The sequence below is a fragment of the Streptomyces sp. NPDC002698 genome, from assembly GCF_042888945.1.
Lineage (GTDB): Bacteria > Actinomycetota > Actinomycetes > Streptomycetales > Streptomycetaceae > Streptomyces.
Genome location: NZ_JBIAQM010000001.1, coordinates 424,668 through 450,846, shown reverse-complemented (window position 1 = coordinate 450,846; position 26,179 = coordinate 424,668). Strand labels below are relative to the sequence as shown.

At 66.5% G+C, this 26,179-nt stretch carries 25 protein-coding genes and 1 tRNA gene; 6 read left to right on the top strand and 20 right to left on the bottom strand.

All coding sequences use genetic code 11. The features are described 5' to 3' along the window. Positions 1–84 precede the first annotated feature (84 nt). The 3 genes from lysA to ACFYW9_RS01985 all read right to left on the bottom strand — a co-directional run bounded on the left by lysA (position 85) and on the right by ACFYW9_RS01985 (position 3,836). A complete protein-coding gene (lysA, locus tag ACFYW9_RS01995) occupies positions 85–1,476 on the bottom strand; it encodes a diaminopimelate decarboxylase (protein WP_326785502.1) in 1,392 nt (463 codons plus the stop codon). A gap of 42 nt (positions 1,477–1,518) precedes the next feature. Continuing rightward, the gene (nrtL, locus tag ACFYW9_RS01990; RefSeq protein ID WP_389143366.1) at positions 1,519–2,706 is read right to left on the bottom strand and encodes an ArgS-related anticodon-binding protein NrtL; all 1,188 of its coding nucleotides are present in this window, start codon (positions 2,704–2,706) and stop codon (positions 1,519–1,521) included. Between the two features lie 719 nt (positions 2,707–3,425). Beyond that, positions 3,426–3,836, bottom strand: coding sequence for a response regulator (locus ACFYW9_RS01985; RefSeq protein WP_389143363.1), 411 nt, complete (start codon positions 3,834–3,836; stop codon positions 3,426–3,428). Between the two features lie 256 nt (positions 3,837–4,092). On the opposite strand from ACFYW9_RS01985, the gene ACFYW9_RS01980 reads away from it, so the two are divergent. Beyond that, a tRNA-Arg gene (locus ACFYW9_RS01980) sits at positions 4,093–4,164 on the top strand. 272 nt (positions 4,165–4,436) lie between these two features. Further along, the gene (locus tag ACFYW9_RS01975; RefSeq protein WP_389143360.1) at positions 4,437–5,219 is read left to right on the top strand and encodes a DUF3592 domain-containing protein; all 783 of its coding nucleotides are present in this window, start codon (positions 4,437–4,439) and stop codon (positions 5,217–5,219) included. 215 nt (positions 5,220–5,434) lie between these two features. On the opposite strand, the gene ACFYW9_RS01970 is transcribed toward ACFYW9_RS01975, so the two are convergent. From ACFYW9_RS01970 to ACFYW9_RS01925, 10 genes are all read right to left on the bottom strand, one after another. Continuing rightward, the gene (locus ACFYW9_RS01970; RefSeq protein ID WP_389143357.1) at positions 5,435–6,313 is read right to left on the bottom strand and encodes a nuclease-related domain-containing protein; all 879 of its coding nucleotides are present in this window, start codon (positions 6,311–6,313) and stop codon (positions 5,435–5,437) included. A 107-nt stretch (positions 6,314–6,420) separates the two neighbouring features. Continuing rightward, positions 6,421–7,794, bottom strand: a complete 1,374-nt coding sequence (locus ACFYW9_RS01965) for a tyrosine-type recombinase/integrase (protein ID WP_389143354.1) — start codon at positions 7,792–7,794, stop codon at positions 6,421–6,423. Beyond that, entirely contained in the window at positions 7,791–7,961 is a 171-nt protein-coding gene (locus ACFYW9_RS01960) for an AlpA family transcriptional regulator (RefSeq protein WP_266765852.1), read from the bottom strand. The genes ACFYW9_RS01965 and ACFYW9_RS01960 overlap by 4 nt, the downstream gene beginning before the upstream one ends. Positions 7,962–7,981: 20 nt before the next feature. Beyond that, a complete protein-coding gene (locus ACFYW9_RS01955; RefSeq protein WP_389143351.1) occupies positions 7,982–9,322 on the bottom strand; it encodes a replication initiator in 1,341 nt (446 codons plus the stop codon). A 97-nt stretch (positions 9,323–9,419) separates the two neighbouring features. Next, positions 9,420–9,728 (bottom strand): SpdD protein, encoded by a 309-nt coding sequence (locus ACFYW9_RS01950; protein ID WP_389143348.1) that lies wholly within the window; start codon positions 9,726–9,728, stop codon positions 9,420–9,422. Between the two features lie 28 nt (positions 9,729–9,756). Next, positions 9,757–9,912, bottom strand: coding sequence for a hypothetical protein (locus ACFYW9_RS01945; protein WP_389143345.1), 156 nt, complete (start codon positions 9,910–9,912; stop codon positions 9,757–9,759). 15 nt (positions 9,913–9,927) lie between these two features. Further along, positions 9,928–10,107, bottom strand: a complete 180-nt coding sequence (locus ACFYW9_RS01940; RefSeq protein ID WP_356753204.1) for a mobile element transfer protein — start codon at positions 10,105–10,107, stop codon at positions 9,928–9,930. A 17-nt stretch (positions 10,108–10,124) separates the two neighbouring features. Next, positions 10,125–10,826 (bottom strand): DUF2637 domain-containing protein, encoded by a 702-nt coding sequence (locus tag ACFYW9_RS01935; RefSeq protein WP_389143342.1) that lies wholly within the window; start codon positions 10,824–10,826, stop codon positions 10,125–10,127. Between the two features lie 85 nt (positions 10,827–10,911). Next, positions 10,912–12,282: an FtsK/SpoIIIE domain-containing protein gene (locus ACFYW9_RS01930; RefSeq protein WP_389143339.1), complete on the bottom strand. Its 1,371-nt coding sequence runs from the start codon at positions 12,280–12,282 to the stop codon at positions 10,912–10,914. A 5-nt stretch (positions 12,283–12,287) separates the two neighbouring features. After that, positions 12,288–12,635, bottom strand: a complete 348-nt coding sequence (locus ACFYW9_RS01925) for a hypothetical protein (protein WP_329299726.1) — start codon at positions 12,633–12,635, stop codon at positions 12,288–12,290. Between the two features lie 246 nt (positions 12,636–12,881). Here ACFYW9_RS01925 and ACFYW9_RS01920 point away from each other — a divergent pair, with 246 nt between their 5' ends. After that, positions 12,882–13,388, top strand: a complete 507-nt coding sequence (locus ACFYW9_RS01920) for a hypothetical protein (protein ID WP_389143336.1) — start codon at positions 12,882–12,884, stop codon at positions 13,386–13,388. Positions 13,389–13,428: 40 nt separating this feature from the next. Here the strand turns inward: ACFYW9_RS01920 and ACFYW9_RS01915 are convergent, their stop codons facing one another. From ACFYW9_RS01915 to ACFYW9_RS01900, 4 genes are all read right to left on the bottom strand, one after another. Then, complete coding sequence (locus ACFYW9_RS01915; protein ID WP_389143333.1) at positions 13,429–14,250, bottom strand: integrase; 822 nt, start codon at positions 14,248–14,250, stop codon at positions 13,429–13,431. Further along, positions 14,247–15,098: a sigma factor-like helix-turn-helix DNA-binding protein gene (locus ACFYW9_RS01910; protein ID WP_389143330.1), complete on the bottom strand. Its 852-nt coding sequence runs from the start codon at positions 15,096–15,098 to the stop codon at positions 14,247–14,249. Before ACFYW9_RS01910 ends, ACFYW9_RS01915 begins: the two co-directional genes overlap by 4 nt. Before the next feature lie 175 nt (positions 15,099–15,273). After that, entirely contained in the window at positions 15,274–15,672 is a 399-nt protein-coding gene (locus ACFYW9_RS01905) for an ATP-binding protein (protein ID WP_389143327.1), read from the bottom strand. A gap of 92 nt (positions 15,673–15,764) precedes the next feature. Then, positions 15,765–16,625, bottom strand: a complete 861-nt coding sequence (locus ACFYW9_RS01900) for a helix-turn-helix domain-containing protein (protein WP_389143324.1) — start codon at positions 16,623–16,625, stop codon at positions 15,765–15,767. A gap of 399 nt (positions 16,626–17,024) precedes the next feature. Here ACFYW9_RS01900 and ACFYW9_RS01895 point away from each other — a divergent pair, with 399 nt between their 5' ends. Both ACFYW9_RS01895 and ACFYW9_RS01890 read left to right on the top strand, forming a co-directional pair. Next, on the top strand, positions 17,025–18,767 hold the full coding sequence (locus ACFYW9_RS01895; RefSeq protein ID WP_389143321.1) for an ATP-dependent endonuclease: 1,743 nt from the start codon (positions 17,025–17,027) through the stop codon (positions 18,765–18,767). Positions 18,768–18,959: 192 nt separating this feature from the next. After that, positions 18,960–19,883, top strand: coding sequence for a DUF4365 domain-containing protein (locus ACFYW9_RS01890; protein ID WP_389143318.1), 924 nt, complete (start codon positions 18,960–18,962; stop codon positions 19,881–19,883). Positions 19,884–20,064: 181 nt separating this feature from the next. Here ACFYW9_RS01890 and ACFYW9_RS01885 read toward each other — a convergent pair whose 3' ends face one another. From ACFYW9_RS01885 to ACFYW9_RS01875, 3 genes are all read right to left on the bottom strand, one after another. Continuing rightward, positions 20,065–20,394, bottom strand: coding sequence for a hypothetical protein (locus tag ACFYW9_RS01885; protein ID WP_389143315.1), 330 nt, complete (start codon positions 20,392–20,394; stop codon positions 20,065–20,067). A gap of 362 nt (positions 20,395–20,756) precedes the next feature. Next, a complete protein-coding gene (locus tag ACFYW9_RS01880) occupies positions 20,757–21,512 on the bottom strand; it encodes an HNH endonuclease (RefSeq protein ID WP_389143312.1) in 756 nt (251 codons plus the stop codon). Next, positions 21,509–22,867 carry an AAA family ATPase gene (locus tag ACFYW9_RS01875; protein WP_389143309.1) on the bottom strand — a complete coding sequence of 453 codons (1,359 nt, stop codon included), beginning with the start codon at positions 22,865–22,867 and terminating at the stop codon, positions 21,509–21,511. The genes ACFYW9_RS01880 and ACFYW9_RS01875 overlap by 4 nt, the downstream gene beginning before the upstream one ends. A gap of 423 nt (positions 22,868–23,290) precedes the next feature. Between ACFYW9_RS01875 and ACFYW9_RS01870 the strand changes: the two genes are divergently transcribed. After that, positions 23,291–26,092 carry a DEAD/DEAH box helicase family protein gene (locus tag ACFYW9_RS01870; protein ID WP_389143306.1) on the top strand — a complete coding sequence of 934 codons (2,802 nt, stop codon included), beginning with the start codon at positions 23,291–23,293 and terminating at the stop codon, positions 26,090–26,092. Positions 26,093–26,179 lie beyond the last annotated feature (87 nt).

The window sequence follows — 26,179 nt, the reverse complement described above, 5'->3', positions numbered from 1 at the left end:
GTCACCTCCTGTCACTTGACGTCATCCCTGAACGACCGGGAACCACGCCGTCGCTCCTGCTCCCAGGCCCACCCGCTCACCCGCTCACCCGACATCGAGACGCAGGAGGTCCTCCTCCGTCTCACGGCGGACGATCACCCGCGCCGCGCCGTCCTTCACGGCGACGACCGGCGGGCGGAGGGCGTGGTTGTAGTTGCTGGCCATGGACCGGCAGTACGCGCCGGTGGCCGGCACGGCGATGAGGTCACCCGGGGCGAGGTCGGCCGGCAGGAAGGCGTCCTTGACCACGATGTCCCCGCTCTCGCAGTGCTTGCCGACGACGCGCACCAGCATCGGCTCGGCGTCGGAGGTGCGCGAGACGAGGGCGACGCTGTACTCGGCGTCGTACAGCGCGGTCCGGATGTTGTCGGACATGCCGCCGTCGACGGAGACGTACGTCCGCAGCCCGTCGAGCGGCTTGACCGTGCCGACCTCGTACAACGTGAAGGCGGTCGGCCCGACGATGGCCCGCCCGGGCTCGACGGAGATGCGCGGCGTGCGCAGCTTCGCCGCCTCGCACTCACGCGTCACGATCTCGCTCAACGCCTTGGCGATCTCGTGCGGCTCGCGGGGGTCGTCGTCGCTGGTGTACGCGATGCCGAGACCGCCGCCGAGGTCGATCTCGGGCAGCTCGACGCCGTGCTCGTCGCGCACGGCGGCCAGCAGCGCCACGACCCGTCGGGCGGCGACCTCGAAGCCGGCCATGTCGAAGATCTGCGAGCCGATGTGCGAGTGGATCCCGACGAGTTCGAGCGCGTCGAGCGCCAGCGTCCGCCGCACGGCCTCGGCGGCCTGCCCGTCGGCGAGCGCGATCCCGAACTTCTGGTCCTCGTGCGCCGTGGCGATGAACTCGTGCGTGTGCGCTTCGACGCCCACGGTCACCCGGATCTGCACCCGCTGCCGCTTGCCCAGGGACTGCGCGATGTGGGCGACCCGCACGATCTCCTGGAAGGAGTCGAGCACGATCCGCCCGACACCGGCCTCGATGGCCGTACGGATCTCGTTCACGGACTTGTTGTTGCCGTGGAAGGCGATGCGGTCGGCGGGCATCCCGGCGGAGAGGGCGGTCGCCAGCTCACCCCCGGAACACACGTCCAGGTTGAGCCCCTCCTCGTGCAGCCACCGCACGACGGCGCGCGAGAGGAAGGCCTTGCCCGCGTAGAAGACATCGGCGTCGTGCCCGAACGCGGTGCGCCAGGCACGCGCCCGCTCCCGGAAGTCGCTCTCGTCGAGGAAGTACGCCGGAGTGCCGAACTCCTCGGCCAGCGCGGTGACTTCGAGCCCGCCGACGGTCACGACACCGTCCTCCGTACGGCTCACGGTGTGCGACCACACCTTCGGGTCGAGGGCGTTGAGGTCGGCGGGCGGGGCGCTGTAGTGGCCCTCGGTGAGGACGTCGGCGTGACGGGGCCCGGCGGGGTGTGCGGAACGGCTCATGTCTGTAGGGCTTTCTGCTGTGTCATCTGTGTCATCTGCTGATCAGAGATGTTCGGGTGCGCTGATGCCGAGCAGGGACAGGCCGCCGGCCAGCACCGTCCCGGCGGCTTCGGCGAGCGCGAGCCGGGCACGGTGGGCGGCCGAGGGTTTCTCGTCGCCGAGCGGCAGCACGACGTGCTGAAAACCGAGAACAGCGTCAGCGGTCACGACAAGATGCCGCGCCAGCCGGTCGGGCGCCCGATGCCGCGCGGCGAGACGCAGGGCATGCGGATATTCGGCCAGGGCGGTGAGGAGGTCGGACTCGGCGGGGGTGGGTCCGAGGAGGCGATCGACTTCGGCGGGGGTGGATCCGACCAGGAGATCGGACTCGGCGGAGGCGGGTCCGACGAGGGGGGAGCCGGTTGCCAGGGGCGGGACACCCGCACGACGGGCGCCACCGGGGCCGCCGACACCCGGACCCGCACCCGCGCCCACACCGGCACCAGCACCAGCACCAGCGAGAACACCGGAACGTCCCGCGGGACGTACTTCCCGGAAGGGGGCGCCGGTGTAGCCGAGGGCGGCGGCGTTGCGGCGCAGGGCGCGGGTGCGGGCGTGGGCGTAACGGACGCGGAAGAGGGGGTTGCTCTCGCGCTGGAGAAGATGGTCGGCGCTGATCCGGGGCCGGTCGTGCGACGCGGGGTGGAGCAGTGCCCAGCGGGCGGCGTCGTGGCCGAGGGGTGCGGGGTCCTCGGGCGCGGGCACGGGCCGGAGGTTCACCGGCTCGAGGTGGCGGACTTCGACACGTCCGCCCTGGGTGGCGACGATCCGTACGAGGGCGTCGGCGACGATCTCGGCCCGGGTGTCGTAGGGCACGCGCAGCTCGACGACCTGCCCCGCGAGGGTGTCGCCGTACCCGTACCGCGTCCCCTGCTCCAGAACCACCTCCACCAGGTCGGCGAGGGCGCCACCCGCGAGGGTGATGTTGAGGAAACCGGGTCCGGTGACGGTCACGTCGGCGACACCGGGATCACGGGCGACGTACGGCCGCAGGATCTCGGCGACCTCAGGAGCCGGCCGCCCGGCCGGCCCGGCGAGCCGCAACGCGATGTTCGTCGCGTAGTCCCCGCACCCACCCGGCCCCGGCGGAGTGACCACCGCACTCGCGGGCACGGAGACGCTCAGTTCCCCCCCGTCGACAGCACAACGCACCGCGCGCAGCACGGTACGGGAGAGCTCGACGGGAGTCACGGCACAAGCCTAGGGGAGAAGGGGGGTGTGAAAGCGAGCCGGTTTGGGTGATGGTCCGGGATGTGGACGGGGGTGGGGAGGGAGCAGGGAGGGAGGCGGGGGCGGCCGAGGGGAGTCACCAGGGGGCGTGACCGAGGGGTGGGGGCGGTCGGCGGGGCGATCTGCGGGGGCGCGGTTGTTGAGGACTGATGCTGGGGGGTGCTAATGCCGGGGGCTGACGCCAGGGCTGATGCCGGGGTCAGAGCACGGGTCGGCAGGGGGCGGCGTTGCCGTCGCCGGCGTGCGGAGGTACTGGACCGGGAGAGCGGAGGTACTGGACCGGGAGAGATGAGTCTCGCCGTCGAGGCCAGGCGCGCAGACGGACGCCACCGAAGCCGGCCACCGTCGAGACGGGAGGCGAAGCCGGACAGGTATAACCGGTACAGCTGAGCCGAGCTCGTCCATGCGAGCCGAGGTCCGTGAACCTGGCGCGAGCAGGCGAGGGGGCGAGGAGGCGAGCGCGGAAGGGACACGAGCGCGACCCGGTGATCGACGGCGGGCCGACGTACGCAGGCGTCAACCGGAACGGGTACTCGACACAGCCCGCCGACCGACCAGCGAAGAAGACCCCGTTGCCCCAGCCCGGGAACTCAACGAACGCCCCACCCCACCCGATACAGCCCTACTACACCCCTACACCCCTACACCCCGACGCCCACGCATCCACACACCCACACGCCTCAATGACCACTGCGCCCCGCGCGCTCGGTCTCCTCAACGGTGGCGTCCGTGACACCGCCCACTTCACGCCGCCCCATCAACCGCCTTACAAGGTCGACGAGTTCGGACGGCTCGAAAGGTTTGGCGAGAAAGGCGTCGACACCGACGTCGAGCCCGCTCTCGACCTCGTACTGCGTGCAGGCACTGACGATGGCGAGGGGCAGGTTCCGGGTCCGAGGGTCGGCACGCAGCCGAGCAGCGGTACGCAGACCGTCGAGCCGGGGCATCACGACGTCGAGAGTGACGACATCGGGCCGAACCTGATGGACGACGTCCAGACACTCGGCACCGTCAGCCGCGGTCACGACCTCGAGACCCTCCAGCTCGAGGTTGACCCTGATCAGCTGCCGGATGACCTTGTTGTCGTCCACAACAAGCACCCGACCGGACACGCCTGGCACAACTCGAGAGTAGGTCCGCGCCCACTGCCGCGTCCGGGTTTTCCCCACTTCCACCCCGTGCGGCCCACACCACCCCCCACAGCCCCACCCCAGCCACCCGCCACACCCGCCCCGCACTCCTCCCCCACTCCCGCAACACCACCCGACCCCGACCAAAACACGTGGCGATCACCCCTGAAAGAGCTGGTAGGGTTCTACCCGTCGCCGCACACAAAGCGCCCGACACGCCCCCGTAGCTCAGGGGATAGAGCAACGGCCTCCGGAGCCGTGTGCGCAGGTTCGAATCCTGCCGGGGGCACCCCTCATGAGGTGCCCAAAGACCCCGTCACCAGCGGAAACGCTGAGGCCGGGGTCTTCGCGTATGTGCAGGCGGATGCAGCCCGAAGCCGCTCCATGTCGAGGTCTGTGGACGAGGCGTGGACGGGATCTTGGTCTATTGCCGCAGGCCAAGCCCGGAAACGAACACATCCTCCGGGCAGGAACGCGGGGCCTCGGACACAGAGTCGGCTACCACTGCAACCTCTACGGCGACCGGTGTGTCCTAGCTCGTAACGGGGCGAGGAGGCGCAGATGAGTGAGCGCAGGTCCGTACAGAGCGACAGCCGGGGGAAGTACCACTCTCTCTATGGGTGGACCTCGCTGGCAGGCGTCACGGCCTTCGTGGTGTGGCTCGCATTCGATCCGTTCGAGCTGACCTGGAACCAGGTTTTCGGCGGCGCGGTGGCGCTGTCCGCAGCGGGCGCTGTCGCGAGCTTGCTGTTACACCGGTGGGGCTGGGCTCGTCGTTGGGCCGGCCGGATTCCTCCGCCGGGCCGCCTCGCGGCAGGGCTGGTCTCCGGGCTTGGTGTGCCATCGGCGCTGCAGGACCCCCGCTGGGCCAGAGCCCGGGCGACTGCTGTGGGTGTCCTGATGTTCGGCACCGTGGCCGGATTCATGGGATGGAAAGCCGGCCAGGAGGACCAGACAGTGCAGAACCTCCGGGAGCACGGGCACAGGACCGAAGCGACCGTGGTCGCCATTGCCGACCGGTCGGAGGAAGGCTGGACGCACTCCTTAACCGTGCGCTTCAGCACACCGTCCGACACGGTGCAAGCGGACATCGATGTCGGAGACGGCTCGGGAAACGACGCGAAGCCCGGAGGCCACGTACCCATCGTCTACAACCCGTCGGACCCCACGGAGCTCCGTCACGCTGACCGTCTGGACGGATCCGACGCCGACGGGATTCGACTGGGTTCTGTGGTGTTCGGGCTGGTCGCGGCAGGTTTTCTGGTAGGGACCGTCCGGGAAGTGGTGCGTGTCAAGGAGCAGACGGAAGCAGGCAAGGCGGACACCCCCCGCCCCGGAGCCTGAACGCCACTATGCAACTCGTGATCATGCCTTGCGATTTCAGCCCGGCTTTGCCGATCTGACAGGCCACCACACAGTGCCGGGCGGAAAGGACGAGGCCCCCTGGACTGAACGCCAGGGGCCTCGGATGCGGGCAGGATTGCTACTCGTACTCGTGAAGCAGGTCCTCGATACGTCAGCAACGTCCCGCCGTCCGTCCAGGCACTTCGCGTAGCGGGTCAGCCCCTTCGTGTCGCAGCCGGCGGGACCTGGCTCCAAGCCTGGCGATGGCGTGCGACGCCATACACCTGCTCGACCTGCTCGGCCGTCAGCACTCCTGAGAGCGGCACCAGTGCCGATACCTCTCGCTCCTGGTACACGCGCACGCTGAGCTGCGTGGCGACCACCTTCAAATCGGTCACGCCGACGAAGACGAGCACCGGCTCCACCGGTACGGGAAAGCCGCAATAACGCTCAAGCACTCGAGCTACTCGCTTGGCTTCCGCCCGGCTTTTGCGCGCGTAGGGCGCCGGCTTTCCGTGATCAACCTTTACGGAGTCGTTGCCGACCCATACAGCCCTTTTGTGGTGGTGCTTTGTATTGATGCTGAACACTCCGCCAGGTCCAATCAGCAAGTGATCGACATCCACCTTGTCGGCCAGGGGGATGGAGTGCAGGACGCGCCAGCCGTGCCGTGCCAAACGGTTCAGCTCGGCTCCCACCCTCTTCTCCCCCGCCAGGCCCTTCCGCCAGGAGTCCCATTCGGTGGGGCGCCGCAGAAGCTGTGAGACGACTCGCTTGATCAGGCCCGGCCCAGACTTGTCGAGCAGAGACTCGCCGGGACGGTTGGCGGACAGGTCGTCGGCCACCGTCAGAGGCGGCAGTAGTGGGGGCGCCTCAGCCTCGGGCGTCCTGGGCGTCTTGTGTGGCGGGACCGGTTCGGGGTTGTTCTGTAAGTGGTCTGTCAGCACAGCGATCACGTCGTCGCGATACTCGGCGACCAGAACCGTGATGTCCCCCGTCTTCACATCCGCCCAGCCGACCGCCGTGCCATCAGGCAGGTTCGCGTACAGGCGATCATGTCCGTACCGCTTCCAGCGCGTGACCTTCAGCTCCACGAGTCCCCCCTCGTCCGCTCTCGGCTCGAAGCGTCGCAGCAGGTAGGGCTCATGACGAGAGAGGCCCCGGACAAGTTGCCCGGGGCCTCGGTGGGGTGCAGGGTGTCTCACTCGTATTCGCGCAACAGGTCCTCGATACGCCGGTTGGCGACGTCCTGCCGCCCGTCGAGGCACTTCGCGTAGCGGGTCAGCAGGACCTCGACGCTGTTGCCGGCGCGCTCGGCCACCTCGGTGGGGTCGACACCGGCGTTGAGCCATGTCGACAGCGCCGAGTGTCGCAGGTCGTACGGACGGCTCGCGAGCGGCGAGGCCGCGGCGGACGGCGGGAGCGCGATGAGACGGGCCTCCTGCCAGACGCGGTAGTAGGTCGAGGACGGAACGACCGAGCCCTTCTCGCTAAAGAAGAGCCGCCCGTCGTCCGCCGTGCCGAAGGTGGCCAGGTGCTCGCGGAGTGCGGAAACGAGGTGGGGCGGGATAGGCACCCGCCTGACGTCCTCAACAGGCCGGTTCTTCAGACCTCGGTCGTCGTGGGTCTCCCCCGAGTCGGTCCACTGCTTGCCAACCGATGGACGAGTCCGATGGAGCAGTGCCGATCCCCACCCCTGTTCGGGGAGGTTCAGGTCCGTCTCGACGAGGCCGACCGCTTCAGCCGGCCGGAGACCGCCGAAGTACATCGAGGCGAAGAGACCCACCAGGCGCCGACCACGGGCCCGCCGGTAGCCGCCCACGTAGGAGACGGCCGCCAGGAGATTCCGAGCCTGCTCGGGGTTCGCGACAACGCGAGGGTCGACCTGGTTGGAGACCTTCGGCTTCTGCCAGCGGACGGCTGTGATCGGGTTCTCGCGCAGCTCCCCCAGGTCGACCGCGTAACTGGCGGCGTTGACGAGGGTCCGCCGCTTACGCCGCACGGTCTCGGCTGCCGCGGCCGTGCCGTCGAGCTTGAGCTTCAGCGAGTCCAGCACCGCACGCACCGTAGCTGGTTCAGCAAGATCGGCCAGCGGCCGCGATGCCTTCGACACCCAGTGAAGGACGTTCCGCACGTCGTCCGGGACGTCTCGGTCATCAGGCCCCGGCAGGACGAAGGCCCAGTTGCGGAGCGCCTGGCGGATGGCCTGATCGGACGGCCGTCCAGCCCGCTCATCGAGGAGCCCCACGGTCACGCTGGTGAGCGACTCGTTGATGCCGTTGCGCGTATTGGGGGCGGCATGGGGCCATTTCATGGCGAGGTACCGAAGGGCGAAGTCGTACCAGGACACAGCCGACTTCTTCGGTTCCATCGAGTCCGGAAGCCCGGATCCCCTGTCGAACTCCTCGCCGTCGCGCATCGCCCGCATCAGCTTCGAGCGGTAGTGGTCGGCGAGTGCCTTCGTGCGGAACGAGTCTGAGAAGACGTTGCCCGCTACAGACCACCGCACGCCGTATGAGGGCGTCTTCGTATCGCGCTTCCGTACGGCCCAGACCTTCACGTCGAGAGACTTCACGCCGCGGCCTCCAGCTCTCGCAGCCACGTGGAGAAGTCACTCCGCCACACCCGGAGCTCCCCGTTGGGCAGCTTGAATGCGGCCGGCCCATGCCCCAGCTCACGCCAGCGGTAGAACGTCCGGCGCGATACCCCGCCCAGCTCGTCCAGGACCTGGCGAACAGTCATCAACTCGTCTCGATGCGAGCTCACGTCGGTTCTCCTTCTGTCTCGGGGGCGGGGTGTCGTGCTGCGGCGAACAAGGTCTCGGCGTCGGTCAGGCCGGTGCCGGCGAAGCTCCAGTGCGAGAGGACGAGGACGGTGTCCGGGTCGGGCAACGGGTGGCCCGACCCGGCGGCGCGTTCGCGGGTGAGGGCTTCGTTGTGATCGGCGCGTTCCTGGCGGAGGGCACCGAGGGTGACGGAGTAGGCGCGGGACTTGGTGGAGAAGTGGCCACGGAAGCCGAGCATGTGGGCCCACTTGCGCAGGCGCAGTTCTCCTAGCTCGGGCAGGGCGCCGAGGCGCCAGCAGGTGAGGATCATCTGCCTTGCGTGGTCGGTGACTTCGGCGCCGATGAGGTCGGTGACGGGGTTGCGGATGGGGCGGTCCAGGGTGCCCGCGCTTTCTGCGCCCTTGGTGGCGTACTTGGCGATGTACGCGGCGACGGCACGGCTGCTCAGATTGGTGGGCCCGGTGAAGTCGGCGGACTGGATGGGGCGGACGTCGAGCTGTTCGCCGAAGCGGAAGGTGTGCGCGCGGCCCTCCAGGACCGGGCCGGGCATCTCGGCGAGAGCGGCGGCCGAGTGGATGGCGTCGGTGAGGAGTTCGGTGCTGGCCCAAGCCGGCGGGGCATCCTCGGCACCGTCCGGCCCGTCGAGGCGAATCACGGCATGGAAGTGGACGGCACCCCGTCGCTGGTACTCGGCGACCTTGGCGTACGACACCTTGAGGCAGTCGCGCAGCTCCGAGCGACCGATGCCCGCGCGGGACGCCAGCTGTTGGCGCAGGTACGTGACGAAACGGGCCCATAAGGCACCGGCGTGGGCGTTCCACAGGACGGCGGCACGGTAGTCATAGCGGTCCACGTTCAACGGGGTGCCAAGCTCGGCGTCTCCGTCCGCATGCAGGCGCCCGCACCGACAACGGCCGCCACCGGGTCGGTTGTGGACGGGGCCGAAGGACGGTGCGGTGAAGGTGGCGAAGACGCGGGGGTGTTCGGCGACCGCGGAATCGATGCCCTTGCCCCCACTGAGGCCCGCCGTGACGAGGTGGAAGGTGTCCTTGCGATAAACCTCGGCGCAGGCGGCACAGCGGGTTGCGCGTCGGTTGTTGCAGCGGATGAGGAGTTGTCCGGCGGGAAGGCTGCGGTCGGTGATCTCCCGGACAATTTCGCCGGTGGCGGCGAGGACGTCCAAGCGGCGGCCCTCCATTCGTACGGGCCGCTCGCAGCCGCCGAGTCGTTGGATCTGGTGCGCGTAAGCGCTGACGTCGCCGTGTTGGGCGAGGGCCGCCAGTTGGCGGACGGCTCCGGTCGGAGCCTCGGGACGCATGTGCGGGTTCCTCCTTGAGGGAACGGGTTCGAGACAGCACCTGGCTTGTCCAGGGGGCTAGACATCGTGGGCAAGCCAGTGCGCGGACGAAGTGAAGTCAGCGGCGGTCGCTCTTGAGGATCGAGCGGATGGTGACCGCGCAGACGGCCACGGAGGCGGCGGTGATCGCGACGGCGAGGAACATGGAGACCAGGACAGCGCCCACGACCAGGACGACGGCGGAGCCGCCCACCACGAGGGTCAGCGCGCTCCCCGGCGTGAGCTGCACGGCAGGGCGGTTCGAGGCCCCCGCCGCTGTGGGAGCAGGTGCCGCAGCGCTCTGGAAGGAAACCGGGCTGGGGACGGTCGAGGGCGGCGCGGCGGGTACCGGGGCAATGTCCTGGGGCGGGTACTTGGGCTTGAACATGGGGCGGATTCCCTTCTGCGCGGTTGCGTTACTTGAGAACGGGGTCGACGGCGGGGGCGAGGAAGCTCCCGGCGGCGAGGTAGCCGCCCAGGAGGAGCACGACGACGAGCCACCACGGTGGGCGGGCGAGCCGGACCCCGAGGGCCCCGACGACGAGGAGGGCGAGCCAGAGCGGAACGTGCATGTCTGTCGTCTCCTGTCAGGCACGGCAGCGGTGGATGCGGGCGGCGAGTTCGGCGGCGGCGCGGCTGTCGTACTCGGCGGAGAAGTCGCAGTGCGGGGCGGTGCAGGCGGCGACGTGTCGGTTTCGGCCTCGGGAGAGGTAAGAGGCGACCTGGACGGGGCCGATGCGGCGAACGTCGCGGAAGCGCGGGGTCATGGCGGGCGTCTCCCTGGTCAGAGGTGCGCGGCGACGGCCGGCGTCATGGACGCGGGCAGGCCGAGCCGGGCACGGACGGTGTCGGGGTCGGCGGGTTCGCCGGTACTGGAGTGGAGCTCTCGGGCGAGCGCTTGGGCACGGTCGACGAGGGCGGGCGGGAGGTGGACGGTCGAGGCGGGCACCGGTACCGGGCCCGGGTCGGCCGCGGGCTCCAGGGCCGGGATGAGGTCCGGGACGGTCATGTCGCTTGCGGTCGGTTCGGGGAGTGCGGAAGTCAGGGCCGACGCCACCGAGTCGCCCGCCTCGGATACAGCCGACGCACCACGGTCGACGGAATCCGAGGAACGGGGTGTGTGGGCCAGCAGGGTGCCACCGAAGAAGGCGACGGCCGGCCAGCCCGCAACGACCACGCGGAGCAAGGCGGGAACGTGGGCCAGGTCGAGGAGTCCGGCGGTGGCGACGTTCGCACCGAGGGACGCGGCGAGGGCGACGAGGAACCACAGCCGCGACCCACCGGATGGGAGCCCCGAGCGCTGCTGTTCGCGCATTCGACGCCAGGCGGCGACGAGAAGCAGGTCGACGGAGACCGGATAGGCCCACGCCTTCCAGCCGCCCTGTCCGGCCGCTTCGGCCAGGTCGTGCAGGTGGGAGAAGGACAGGGCGCCCGCGATGGCCGCTTGGATGATCACAGCGTCCACACGGGCCAGGAGGGCGCGCATCGGTACGGACTCCTTCCGGTTCGAGGCATGGGAGGGGTAGGGACACGGCGCGAGGCGGTCACGCCGACCGGGGCGGGAAGGGCTGTTACTCGGTCACCGGGCGCGCGGCAGACACAGCAGCGGTCGAGGGCGACGGCTTGTCGGTGGCCAGGGCGGCGTGCGGCCGGAAGGCGGCGAGGCGGGGCAGGGCGGGGACCAGGTCGACGGTGGCGCGGCAGACGGCTGCGGCATCGTCCAGGGTGAGGTGCGGTGAGCGGGCGCGGGACCAACCGCCGGAGGAGTCACCGACGACGGCCACGCCGGGGCGGTCGGCGGGAATGCCGGTCGCGGCGAGCGCGGCTTCCGGGGAGATGTCGGCAAGGGCCATGTTCGCGGAGGACTCGTCGTTGACGCGGTGGCATACGCGGCCGGTGAGCTGGGCCCGCAGCATGGTGGCGCCCTTACCGAGTTCGGAGCCGAAGCGCTGTCCGCACACCTCCAGATAGATGCCCGCGGCTCGGCCGAGCTGGGCGATCCGGATCAGCTTGGTGACCATGGCGTCCCGGCGCTTCTCGTCATCGCGGCTCGCGGCGAGGAAGAGTTCCGCCACCTCGTCGACGACGACCACGATCGGCACGGGCCGGACCGCGTCGGGCAGACCCCACACGTCGGAGGTGAGCACGGCGTCCGGGCCCGCTCCGGAGGTGACGCCGATCAGCCGGAACCGCTCCTCCATCTCCTCCAGGAGGACGTCCAGGAGTTCGTTCGCACGGTCCGAGGTGTCGGCGAGCGCGGACAACCGGGGCTGGAACGGCGCCAGTTCGACACCCCACTTGCAGTCGATGCCGACGAGGACGACCCGTTGCCGGGCCAGACCGCACAGCAGGTTGCGCAGGTAGACGGACTTGCCGGACTGAGTGGCACCAAGGATCAGTTCGTGCGGCACGGTGCGGAAGTCCCGTACGTGCCAACTCCCGTCGTCCCGCAGGGCAAGAGGAAGGGTCAGCGGTCCGCCGGAGAGCCGGCGCCGAGCGGGACGCACGTTGGCGAGTACGTCCCAGCCGATAAGTCGCAGTTCGAGACGTCCCGGCTTGGTCGGACGGATGTGAACGGCGTGCGCGGCCCAGGCGTGGCGCAACCGATCCGCGGAGGCGGCGAAGTCCTCCGGTGCCTGCCCGGTCGCCATGCGCAGTCGCATCACGAGCCCCGAGCCGGTGGGCAGGGGAAGCGACCGGCGCGGCGGTACGGGTGACGCCTCCCGCCCCATCATCCGGGCCGTTGCGCGCCGCACAGCCGAGGCCGGGACGGTCAGGCCGCAGGCGTCCATGGTGGAGCGGTAGGTGGTGAGCACGCGCAGCGCGACGACCGGATAGCCGATGAGCCACCAGAAGACGACCGGTAACCGGCGCCGCAACACCTGCAAGATCACGCCCAGGGCCACCAGCCCTAAGAGCAGTGTCCACACGGAGTCGTTCATGGCGTTCAGCCCTGGACCGAGGCGGGAACGTTGGCCATGACGGCATCGGCCCGGTAGGCGATCCCGTGCCGCGCACGGCCGCCGAACTCGCTCTCCCACGGCCGTGCGACCAGGCCGGAGAGGATCACCGGCGTGCCCATGACCAGGCCCTCGCCGACGCCCTTGGCGGGCACGGTCACCTTGACCATGTCCGAGCCGCCCTGGGCGATGAACACCACCTCCAGCACCATCAGCCGGTCGTTGGTCACCGGGTCCACGGCGATCTCGCCCGTCTGCCGGTCCTTCACCTTCACCTCGGGCAGCTTGGTGACAAGGAGCGTCGCGGCCGAAGTGTCCACGGGGATGACACGCATTCTGTTGACCTCACTGAGTCGGTGGCGCCACTTCCGGCGCCACCTCGATTGGATACCCCCCTAGACAGCACAAGGAGGGAGCCGCCCCAACTGTCTAGGGGGGTTGACGACAACAATAAACCGACGACCCGTCAACCGTCTAGGGGGGTATACGAGACGTCGGGACGCATCATCGAGGCACCGGCCGGATCAGCAAGTGGCGGCGGAACGACACCCCATGTGCCGCCAGCCCTACACTCCAGCCCCATGCGGCCCCAGAACTATTCCTCAGGCTCCACCGATGAACAGTTGTCGATCATCGGCACCCTGATCACCCAGCCGTTCCTCGAAGGGAAGGAGAGAACGGAGACGGAACACGGCTGGGGCGGGGCTGGCTTCCACATAACCGTCCTGCGGGCCACCCAGGGTTTCTGGAGGGATGAAGCCCGTGGCGAAAGCGAGTCGGCACTGGTGGAACTGATGGCCAACCTCACTGCGGTGGCCGACGTTCTGACCGAGCGTTGGGGCGATCCGACCACCGTCGATCTGTGGCCGTACCCCGAATTCGACGACCCGGACTATCTCACGATCGAGCAGGAGCTCGAACCCGCGCCCGAGCCTTTGGCCACCTTGTACGGCTACGCCTTCAGCATGTCGGCGTGGCGGATACCGTCCACCAGCCGTTGGTTCGGGCTGGCGATCGGGCAGGGGGACACAGAGTTCCCGTACGAACTTCTCGCCGTCGTCGGTGAGGAGTCCTCGTTCCCACAATGAGCCGCATCGCTGCCCTCACCATCGTCAACAGGACGCAGCGTTACGACAGGACCCAATGCAGGACCGTCGCGTCATCCTGCGCTTTTCCTCGCGGCCAGCGCCGACCGCCAGGGTCGCCCGCCTCAACTTCCCGAACACGGCGGATCAGCCCATCGGGCCCGACCGACCCAAGGGCGGCCAACGTCTCTTGCCAGGTAGCGAGTTCGAAGAGGTCGACAAGTCGCGTCGCGCCGTCGCTCAGCAGCGTCACCGAGGCAAGTGACGCCACTGGCACCGCCCCGGTGAAGGCGTGCTCAGCCGCCCGCGGGTCGGGTCCGGCGATCCAGAAACCGCCCGGCCGATTCCGCAGCCCTGTCAGGGCCTCGCGGTAATCCGCCAGGGCCACCACGTGTTCGGGCGAACCGGTGGGCAGCACGTCAACCGGTGCGCGAAGCCGTTTGCCCACCTCGTCCAACCGTTGGTCCGTGACGGCTGTTGCCTTCCCGTCCAGGTCGGCGAGGAGAAGCGTCGAGTCACCCAGTACGAGGTACTCCAGAGCTCCCGCGTCGGCCCGGACGGCGACGACCGTACTGGTCGGGCTGGCCCGATGGGTCAGGTCGCACGTGTCCTCATGCAGGGAGCGGACAGCCCGAATCGAGTCGGCCAGGCACTCGGCGAGCGGCCGGGCGGACTGCGCGGTGATGGCGCTCAGCAGCAGGCCACCCAGGGTCGCGGAGAACCATGCGATGCCATGCGCGCATCCGGTCTCCGCCCCGGCCACGCCGGCCCCGTCGAGAAGGATGGCCGCACCGGGGGCTGCGGCGGCGAAGTCCTCGTTCTCCCGCGACGGTTCGGCCGGCTGCGAGCCGAGGACGACATTCACGCCGTCGTCTCCTCGTCGTGCAGGTAGAGGGGACAAAGCAGTTCGACGGATCGCGGTTCGTCGGTCTCGGGGTCGTAGTCGACGCTCACCAGCGTGGAGAAGTGACGCTTGCCCACCTGCCCCCAGAGCGTGTTGAGGTCGGAGGTGAGCAGATGGACGACGCCGAGGGAGCCCGCGGTGTGAATACCGGCAACGGCGAGCACCGAGCCGTTTCCGTCCGGACGGGGCAGCCGACCGAGGTATCCGACGTCATGCGGGCGGTACGGATCGGCATCCGCTCCCGCGCCGTACGACGTGCCGGTACGACGGTCCACCAGGGCCCACGGCTTGCCGACCGGATGCTCCCAGGCGAGGACGGGATCCTGGGCGTACAGATCGCTCATGGCTTGAGACATGCCCGGCCCGCAGACGACGACCAGGCCGTCACGGTTGAGGTCGACCTCGCCGCTCACCTGCACGTGCTCGGAGCCGACGTCGAGCCCGTACGACTTGGCCAGCTCTTCGAGCCGCTTCCCGGAGTTCATGTCGTCCATGGCGACGACCGGCCGCTTCTTCTCGCCGTCCCACCGCAGCGGAGTGATGACGGTGACGGCACCCGCGCCCAGGAAAGCACCCTCCGGCGCAGGCCCGGTGTGCCGGATCTGGTGAATCCGCCCGCGGCTCAGGCCCGCCTTTTCGGCGATCTGCGCGTACGACAGCCCCTGCGCGTGCAGGTCCTGAACCACACGCCGACGCAGCCGAGCGAGTTCCGTAACTTCCTGCTGTGCGTCGGCCAACCTGGTCGTGACCTCACGCAGCAGCAAGTACGGATCATCGATGGCCGCGATCCGTTGCAACTCGTCCGACATGCCCACACCTCCTAGACGCATCCAGGAGTCTAGGGCCCTAGACGGTTCGGGCGGGAGACGCCGTCCCGTACGAACATCAACCACATAGAAGCCGGACCGATAGCCAGGGACGCCGCGAGGGCTCACGCCCCGCCGCCCGCAGAGAACGCCGCACGGTCGGCAAGGCCGACGAGGATCATGCGCCAGCTCGCGCGAGCTCGGCCCAGACAGACCGGCCGTGCACCCGCTCTTTCACTCCCCAGTCTTTGGCGCAGGTCGCCATCAGCAGCAGCCCGCGCCCACCCTCCTCCTCCCAGTCATTCGCGCCGAGCAGTTGCGGTCTGCCGTCACCTCCCTCATCGATCACCTCGATGCGTACCCGGTCGTCGTCGAGCACGACGATCACGAGAAACCAGCCACCCTTACGGCCACTCCGGGAGTGCCGGACGGCATTGGACGCCAGCTCGCTGACGATGAGCACGGCACTCTCCACCATGCGGGGCCCCTCGGCCTCCATCAGTGCGGCAACGAAGTAACGAGCTTCAGCGACCTGTTGCGGCAGGCCAGGGAATGGACGGCACCACTTCGCGAGCAAGAGAAACACTCCTCGTCTAGAGGGCTAGACAGCACGCAGGCAGCGTATTCCTTGACACGCAAAGCTTCTAGGCATTCAGAGGAATTATTCCTCTATTGAGTGACGTCCTCAGGCAGGGCACGCAGATCGCTCATGATCCGCATCAGTCGTTCCCGCACCTCATCGCCGAAGACAGCCGCCCCCTCGAACTGAGCGAACGTCTCCTCGTACGACGCGACGGCGTCCGGGTCCTTCTCCGCCCGCTCATCCCGGAAGGTTTCCACGACCACCGTCTCCTGGTCGCACAGGGTGAAGCCGTGCCGCGGCATGACCGGCACCGGTCGGTCCCAAGGGATCACGCCGAACCGCACAGTGGTCAGGCTCTCCACCGCGAGCAGCCGGTCGAGCTGAGCAAGCATCAGCGCCGGACTGCCGGGCCACGTCCGCAGCACGCTCTCCGTCACCACGAAGACCGACTCTCGTCCGGGTTCGTACAAGACGCTCTGCCGATCCACCCGAGCCGCAACAGCCTTGCCCACCTCGGCAACATCCGCGCCGGGCGTGCTCGCGAAGACGTGCCGCGCGTACTCCGCGCTCTGAAGCATGGCCGGCAGAACCACGCACTGGAACGACCGAACGAGCCGGGCCCCGCGCACCGCCAGGTCGACAACGGCATCCGCGGAACCAGTCGAGCCCGACAGGTTCTCGTCCGTGTCCGCGGAAGGAGCCGACTCGACTTCAGCAAGAGCCACCCGCAGCTCCGTGACGACAGAGGCATCGAGGCCGAGAGCTCCGGTCAGACGGTCGAGGACGTCACGGCTGGGAACCATCCGCCCGTTCTCCACCTTGGAAACCGTCGGCTGACCCACCCCAGCCCGCTGCGCCAACACGGCACCCGTCAGGCCGGCATCCACGCGCAGAGCCCGAAGGTGTGCCCCCAGCGCCCGCATTCGTTCTTGCCGCTCACTCCCCATACCCAGCGTTCTACACCAACGCCCGGCGAGCACCCAGCTCAACGATCACACCGGCCCCACGAGGGCGACGTGATTCAAACTTTCTCTACTGGTTCAAGGCGGCTCGCTCCGCTCACCGCGCGCGGCCCGGCCCCCGGCCAGGCCTGCACTCCTGTCTCCGCCCCGCTCCAGCCCGGCCGGCATCCGTGCCGCGCTCGCAGCAATCAGCCGCATGATGCAGAGAAGGCGTACGTCGTGGCTGGGGCGGTCGGCTTCGCGGCTCTACGGAGCCACCCCAAAGCTACTCTCCGGCGACTTCACTTCTTTCAAAGGCATCCCCCCACCGGCGCCACCTCCCATACGATCACTTACCAGACGCCCGGGAGGGACGGTCCCCCGAAGCCACACAGGGAGGGCGAAATGCTCAAGCAGGTAAAGCTCCGCAATTTCAAAGCTTTCGAGAATTTCTCAATTACACTAAAAGAATTCTCCCTCTTGGTCGGCCCCAATAGCGCCGGAAAGAGCACTATCCTCTCCGCGCTCAAGTTCGCTGAAGCATGCCTCCGAAGCGCCAAAAGATCAAAGTTTTCACTAAACCGTCAGCACGGAGATACCTGGGTTCAGGGTTACCCAATTCCACTCAAAGATTTCGAGCTCCTGAACGAAAGCGTTCGCCACGAGTTCAGAGAAACGAACGAAACGACTTTGGAATTGATTTGGCGAAACGGATGCAGGCTAAGAGCCGTCTGGCCAAGAGACGATTACGACAGCGACAGCACTCCCTTCTTCTACCTGCTGGATGCAATGGGGCGCACCCCTCGAACCGTTAAGCAGGTGAGAGATGAGTACACCCCGATTGGGATCATCCCCGCACTCACCCCTCTAGAGCATGAGGAGGAGATCCTTACTGCTGAATACGTTAGGAAAAACCTGGCGTCACGACTCAGTAGCCGTCACTTCAGAAATCAACTGCGCATTCTAAGCTCAAGCAGTGACGATTGGCAGGACTTTCTTGATTTTGCGGAACCATGGATGGGGGGTATGCAAATCTCCGAACCGGTAGCCCAATACGGACCCGAGTCAAGCATTGACGTATTCTATACAGAACCGGGAAGCGGTCGAGAAAAAGAGCTCGTCTGGGCCGGAGATGGGGTACAAATTTGGCTTCAACTCCTTCTCCATATTTACCGCCTGAAGGAATCCCCCACCTTGATCCTCGACGAACCCGAGGTATTCCTGCACGCTGACCTCCAACGCCGATTGGTGCGATTGATCGATTCGCTGGGAATTCAAGTCGTATTGGCCACTCACTCTAGCGAAGTCCTAGCCGAGGCAGACAGCAAGTCGATCGTATGGATTGACAAATCCAAGCGCAACGCAATTCGAGCCCCCCGCAAGGAGGGGATGGAGACGCTCAGCGCATCCCTCGGAACCGCATTTAATCTAGGCATGGCGAAGGCTCTGCGCGCCAAAGGTGTTGTCTTCGTGGAGGGCAAGGACCTGAGGACTCTACGTATCCTTGCCAAGAATCTCGGTTACGCAAATATTGTTGCCGATATGGAGTTGGCCGTTGTTCCAATCAATGGCTACTCGAACTGGGGTAACGCCGAGGCCTTCGGCTGGCTGGTCCAAAACTTTTTGAAGGGATCAGTCGGTTCCATCATCATCCTCGATCGCGACTATAGGACGCAGTCCCAAGTTAGCTCAGTCACGGAGAAGCTCACAGAAGCAGGCCTCAAGTGCCATGTATGGTCCAAGAAAGAACTCGAAAGCTATTTGATTTCACCGTCTGCGATCTCCCGTATCTCGGGGTGCCCTCTTCCTGAAGTGGAACGGGTCATGACTGAAATTATGGATCCTATGCAGGGAGAGGTTTTCGCTAAATTCAACTGTGAACGCCAATCTGCGGAGCGATCAGGGAAGGTGCACGAAGTTAACATCACCGCGGCCACTCTTGCCGAGTTTACGCCCAGATGGGAGAGAGTGGAATACAGGCGATCAGTTTGCCCACCAAAAGAGATCATGTCGGAACTCAATAAGCATCTACAGAACAGCAATTGTAAAGCCGTCTCGTTTGACGCCCTCGCGAAATACATTCGGCAAGATGAGATCCCTGACGAAATGTTGCAAGTTCTCCATATGATCAACACCCTAGCTAGCTAGAGCCGACACCGCAGAGGGGCGATCCTTCGAGCCCCCAACACGTGAAATTACCTGACCTAAAGCGGCTCTAGTGCCGAACAGTTTCCTACCTTGAGCGCCAACGGGCGAACAGGCTATAAGTTTCAACAGGGCGCGCGCACCTATTAGCCGACTTTGAGTAGCTCCGATCGAACCCGAAGCCAGAACGGAGACATGATGCATCGCAAACCGTCCGCCAAAATGGCCAGCATCGGCGTGACGCGGACACAGCTCGCAGTCGAGGAGGGGCTGGGTTGGCTGTTTCGTGAGCAGCCAACAGAGGACTACGGCATCGACGCGCAGGCCGAGGTCGTTGACGCAGAACTGGTCAGAGGTCGGCTACTTGCCTTGCAGATCAAGAGCGGCTCTAGCTGGTTCAGAGAACAAGGTCAAGGCGGGTGGTGGTTCCGGCCAGATACCGAACACGTACAGTATTGGATGAATCATTCCTTGCCCGTCGTAGTAGTGCTCTACCATCCGGAGAGAAAGCACTGCTACTGGCAGCTGGTCAACCGCGAGACACTCATCGAAACTCCCCGCGGAGGCTGGAAGTTGCTGGTTCCTGAGACCCAAGTGCTCGACGAGAAAGCCAGGGCTGTACTCAGCAGGGCCGCCGAGGGTGACCCATACACGCTCCGAATTCGTGAACTACAGCTCGCACGGCCGTGGATGAGAATGTTGATTGAGGGCACGCGTCTAGTGATCGACATTGAGGAATGGGTTAACAAGACTTCAGGCCGAGGCACAATTGCCCTGGGCGTAGACAATGAAGACGGTAACGACCCTGAGCAGCTTGCCAGCTGGACTGTTTTTCTGGGGTTGTCCAGCTATGTCGAAGTAGTCCCGAAGCTTTTCGCTTGGGCTAATGTAAGCCTGCATGCGGAAACTTATGAAGATGTCGAATATGACGACTATCCTTACAACCGTGATGATTGGGGCGTCTTGCATCCATACATAAACCCCTCCGGCGAGGTCGACTTCTACCGGCTGGAGCTGACGCTAAATGAGCTGGGTCGAGCCTTCTTGCTGGTGGATCAATTCGCTACGGAAGGACCAAGACAGTTGACGGCAGCGCGCTCGGGCCCACACGGCAGATAAACACCGTTATGAACCGTTCTGGGCTACGTCGCGGGTTGCTCTGGTTAACGGCATGGCAGCGTGGCTGAGGCCGGTTGGGGTGCAGCGAGACACACGCGCGCCTGATCCCGTCGGCGCACCCGCCATCGTGGCTGACTGTCGTCGGCTGAGGTTACGAGCACCAACGATTTCGCGGATCCGGTCAGTTCCAAAGTGTGGAGCCGGCGGACTGGCCGAGGTGGAAGGCGGAGCCCGGAGTCGTCGGCGTCCAACCCTCATGCAGGGCAAGCCGAACAGCCGCAGCCGCATCAGACGGCAGTACAGGCTCTGCCTCACGACCGATCCAGTTGCTCGGATGCGGCTGGTCTGTGGTGACCACAAGGGTCGCGCCCGGAGTGTCCGCACGCTCGACCGCGAATGTGCACGGCGACCAGGCCAAGCCTTGGGGATACGTCGGCCTGCCTCGCAGGCGCCAGCGGTAGACCGTGCCGTCGACGACGATCCGTCGTGATCCCTTGCGGACCAGCGCCATTACACCCCCTCCAAGAGCGGCGATGCTAGCGAACTCTGCCCCGCCGTCCGTCTCAGTTTCCGTCTCATTCAGCGCCATTCACGGCCGTTCAGACCGGACAGAAGCCGGTAGCCACTCTCACGACCGGCCGTCCATGAACGCAGGTGAACGGCCCCGTCCAACGCCCCTGGTGCTACCAACACAGTTGGAAAGCGTGTTGGGGGCAACTCCTCAGGGGTTCGAATCCCCTATCCTCCGCCAGTGCCTCGGGCACGATGTCGCCGGGCCCCACCGTTCGCGGCGGGGCCCTTCGTCGTGCGTGGTTGCAGTTTTGGTTGCAGTTGGCACGATCGGGAGCCACAGCAGCGCTCAGGCCGAACCGCTCACATTTGGAAGGCGGCCCGGAGCTCGTCATCCCGGAGCAGGTCCAAGACGGCAGGGTCCTCGTCCACGAAGACCAGGGGCGCTTCCTCGGACACGGCCTTGTGCAACGCCGCGTAGCAGACGTCGGCGAACGGTTGCGTGCGCATGCGATAGATCTTGCGGCGCATGTTTCTGACATCGCCCGCCGCTCGGGCCTGTGCCCAGCCTTGCAGGTCGTCGGCCAGGTTGAGCCAGCCTTCGGCCCGGACCCGTGGTCGCTTTCCCTGGTTCAGGCCGCAGACCTCGATGGTCCACTCGCCCTTCGGTGAGCCCTCGACCGGGCGGTAGACACCGCTGGCGAGCCCGAGGTCCAGGTGATCGAAGGGATCCTCGCGGGTCGGGTCGATAAGCAGCGATCCGAGCAGGCCGTCGCTGCGGTGTTTGTTGCCCTTGAAGCGCGTGTTGCAGGTGGAGCAGGCCAGCAGCAGGTTCGGCCAGTAGAACGTCCGTAGGGCGCAGCGGGACTTGGGTACGAAGTGGTCCACGGTGTCGGCCATGTGATTGCCGCAGTACATACAGCAGTCGATGCCGGGCGCCATTTCCTCCAGGGCTTCCCGCACCGGCCGGTACACGTCGCGGCGCACGGTGTTGCGTTTCCACATCCGCTCGGTGTGCTCGTCCCGTTCGGGGACTGGGGTGCCGGCCATCTCCTGGGACAAGGCGAGCAGGGAGGCTTCCAGTTCGGTGGGGAGCCTCGGCCGAACGATCCTGATCACGAGCCGCCGCTCTCCCGCCTCCTGGCTCGCAGGCTGGAATCCTCGACGTAGGTCGCCTGTGAGCTGGCCAGGGTCCGGCGCAGGGCGCGGAACCGGCGGACTGTCTCCGAATCGGCGTCTCCCGCCGCGACCTCGTACTCCAGGTCAGCAAGCTCTTCCCTGAGCTCCTCAGCGCGACGGGAGAAGGGGGTTTCCAGGCCGAAGAAATCGGACAGCACCGCATCATCTCCAGTGCCGTAGACGATCGTGCTGTATTCCTTCTCGTCCACTACCTCCGGCGGAGTCTCCTCGTCCGGACTCGGCAGCCGAATGAGACCCCCCGGATCTGCCGCCTGGCAGATGTAGGGGCTGTGGGTTGTGACGATGAACTGGATCGCGGGGAAGTGGGTCTTGAACCACTCGCCGATTCGTTGCTGCCAGGAGACGTGGAGGTGGGCGTCCACCTCGTCGATGAGAACGACACCCTGGTACGGCAAGTACGGCCGACCGTTGTCATCGCGATGCAGAGCCAACAAACCGTAGGCGGTGTGCATCTGCCGTACGACGTCCAGGACCAGAGCCGTGACCGTGCGCAGGCCATCGCTCATGCGTCGGAGCGCGATGAGTGGCCCCTCGCCGTCGGCGCGCCGCAGCCACAACCCACGCGAGGTCACCTCCTCGACACTGAATTTGCCTGGCAGCAGGCCATCGTTGAGGAGTGCGAGGACCAGTTTGAGTAGCTGGTCGGCCCCGGGTTCGTCTTCTAGTTGGCGCAGTCGCACAGACACAAGCCAGTCGACGGACTCTGTGAGCGCCGACTGTTCCTCGAACAGAGTGCGCAGAGCCACGGAACGGTCGGGGTTCTGGGCGTTGCGTTCGTACAGACCTGTGCCACTCAACCGTCGGAAGGGACCGTACGCCGCGTGAAACCAGCCTGTCGGCGGCGAGGGCGACCACAGGAGACGAACGGCCTTGGCGCCCGAACGCGCGACGAAGCTCGCTCGTGTCGGCGGCTCGTCGTCTGGGGCCAGTGGCTCCCGGTCCGGCTTCCACACAATCGCGACCTTCAGCGAGCCTGATGAGCGCGGAGCCCCTAGATCAGCGTCTGGATCCGTTCCGACCGTGAGTTCCACCAGTCCTGTGTTCTGCCCGTAAGAGAGGTGGTCCTCGATCTCGTTGTCCAGCTGGCTCGCACGCTCCGGCCCTGTGAGGGCCAGGGCGATCGTTCGCAGCAGGGTCGTCTTCCCTGAGCCGTTTCGCCCGGCGAGCACCGTCCAGCCTGCGAAACCTCCGTCCGGGCGCGTGAAGTCGAGGTCGCAGGCACGAGCGCCGCTGAACCCACGCACGCCGTCGAGCCGGAGCCTCGTCACATACACCGGACTGCCCTTCCCTGTATTGGCCGGGCCACGTGGCCCGCCGCAATCTACCGCCCACTGTACGGATGTGCACTGACAGCGACTCGTCGCGGTTCGTGGCCGGATTCGGACGGTGGGCATTCGTAATGCCGCGCACGTACCGTACGGGCGTACGCCGGTTGATGTAATGGGTGAGACTGACGAGCCGAATAGGACGCGTCCGAGGCACGGAGCAATCAACCACGGGGAGGGGTCGTGAGCGTTGCTGGCACGCAGACGGACGACAGAGCCGAGAGCACTCTGTCTGAGGCCGGATGGCGCGTATGCGCTCCATATGAGCGTGACCTAAGGCCAGACGCGACGGCCGTCCGGACCGTTCACCCGCACGACCCCGGCCTCCGCGTCTATCTCCTCTACGTCGACCAGGACCTAAGCGGCCTCGTCGTGGCCGGAGCGGACACGGCTGATCCTCACGACCTGATCGCCGAAGCCGACAGGCTCGCCACCCCATTCGCCGAACAGCACCCCAAGCGTGCCTGGCAGGGACGCTCCTTGCCCTTCCGCTACGGAACCAACGGCCACGTCTGGCGCTTCCGCAACTCCCTCGACGCCGAACGCCTTGATGGCACGTCCGCTCCCGACGCCCCGGAAGGCGGAGCGCGCAATCGCTACGTTTTCGCCCCGGCCCGGCCGGCCACCATCGCCCGGTGGAAACGTGAGGCCGTGCGCGATCCCGATGTACCGACCCTGCGGGCCCGGCTGCGCCGCTTGCCTACGTTCCTCCTCGACCCGCGGCGCCAGTTGTATGACGCCCAGCGCCGCTCGATCGAGGGCTTGGAGAAATCCCTCGCGGCCGATCAGCCACGGGCCTTGATCCAGATGGCGACCGGTTCTGGCAAGACTTACACCGTCGTGCAGGCGAGTCATCGGCTCCTTGAGCATGCGGATGCCCACCGGATCCTCTTCCTTGTGGACCGCAACAACCTGGGTGACCAGGCGCGCGATGAGTACCGCGACTTCGTCCCGGCAGGTTCAAAGAAGGCCCTGCACGAGGAGTTCCCCCTCAAGCACCTCTCGGGTGGGAAGTCGGGCCTCGCCGACTCCGACAAGATCGTGATCACCACGATCCAGAGGCTGTGGTGCAAGCTGTCCGGTCAGCCGCTGCCGGAGCCGGGCAGTGAGGGCGAGGAGGGGTTCGAGGCGGACGGCACAGCGGGCCTCACAGCCGGGCGTCCCGAAGTCCTCTACTCAGCCGAACTCCCGCCCGACTACTTCGACTTCATCGTCATCGACGAGTGCCACCGCTCGATCTACGGGACCTGGCGGCCCGTGCTTGAGTACTTCGACGCGCACGTCGTGGGCCTGACCGCGACCCCGATCGGGCCGACGTTCGCCTTCTTCAACGAGAACCTCGTCAGCACATACTCCTACGAGGAAGCCGTCGCCGACGAGGTCAACGTCGACTACGACGTCTACAAGATCTCGACACAAATCAGCCGTGAAGGCTCGCTGATCCGGGCCACGACTCCAACAGTCGCCCCCGATGGCACGATCGAGCATCTGAACACGGTCCTCGCCCACGTGGACCGTGTGACGCGGACACGGCACTGGCGCCAACAGGACGAGGACGAGGCGTACGCACCGTCCGAACTCAACAGGAGCGTGGAGACCACCAGCCAGATTCGCACGATCATCAAGACCTTCAAGGACAACCTCTTCACCGAGATCTTCCCGCCGCAGTGGGACCTCGATACCGGCGAGGTGGTCCACGAGCGGAAGGTCGTGCCCAAGACGCTGATCTTCGCGGCCAGCGACAAACACGCAGACGCGATCGTGGACGAGGTGCTTCGCGCGTGGGACGGCGCAGGAGATGGCTTCTGCAAGAAGATCACCAGTACGGCATCTCGCCCAGACAAGGCCATCCGTGACTTCCGCAACAAGCCCGAGATCCGTATCGCCGTCACCGTCGACATGATCGCCACCGGCACCGACATCCCCGCTCTGGAGTGTCTCGTCTTCATGCGAGACATCAGGACCTGGTCGTACTTCGAACAGATGAAAGGCCGCGGCGCCCGGATCATCAAGCCTGAGGTCCTGAAACAGGTCACCGAGGACGCGCTGTGCAAGGACCGCTTCGTCATCGTCGACACGGTCGGAGTAACCGAGCACGCCATGGTCGACGCGAGACCGCTCGTACGAGATGGGATGGCGGAGACCCCCAGCCTTGAGAGGCTTCTCAAGGCGTGCGAGGACGGACTTCCTTTGTCGGCCGACGACGCCGCCACGCTGGCCGGACGCCTCAGCCGTCTCGGCCAGCGCTTGGACGACGAGCAACTCGCCCGGGTCGAGGGCAGCGCCGGCGGCCGAAAGCTCACCGAACTGGTGACGGGCCTCGTCTTGGCGACCGACCCGGACAGGCTGGCAGGGGAGCGAGTCAGGGCCGCTGTGGAAGACTCAGCGCCGGGCCTTCCACAAGCCGGTGACCTGGGGAACGCGGAATCGGACCCGGAATCGGCTGAAGCTGCGGGCGACACCATGCTGATCGAGGCGCTGCGACCGTTCATGGAACGGGAGGCGCTGCGCGAGGCGCTGCTGGAGGCCGCCAGGGAACGCCGCTGGATCAAGATCGACCACCTCAGCCGGGACGGCGGTGTGATCGCCGAAGGCGTGACGGATGTCATGCGCGCCGAGCGAACGATTACAGACTGGCGCAGGTACATGGAGGAGCAGCGAGAACGGTTCGCCGACCTGCGCATCGCGTTTGAGGACCGCCGGCCACTGAGCGAGGTCCGGGAGCGGATCGACGAGCTCCTCGGCCTGGTCAGTCCGCCGCAGCAGCGCTGGACCCACCAGCAGCTCTGGAAGGCGTACGTCGACTTCGGCATCGCGCGTAATGGGCGACGCCGCGCTGCAGGGCTGCCCGAGCTGCTGTCGGTGCTGCGCTTCGAGCTCGGGCTCGACGGAGATGAGTTCCGGCCATACCGGGATACCGTAGACCTTCGCTTCCGGGAATGGCTCGCACGGCAGGAAACGGCAGGAGCGACGTTCACGGAGGAACAGCAGGCGTGGCTGGGGCGCATCGTGGGCGTGGTTGCCACATCGGCGACCGTGTCGTTCGAGTCATTGGACCAACATGCGGTGTGTCGGGCTGAGGGCGGCTGGAGCAAGTTCAGGGAGGTGTTCGAGGGAGGGCCCCGGACACCGAATGAGCTGATTAACGAACTGGATCGGGAACTGAGTGCATGAGCGTGGATAGCGGTGAAGGGGGCTTGGGGGCGCCACCCAGCTCGGAGGGAGCGGGGCTGCCGGAGGGGTGGGCATGGGCCACCATCG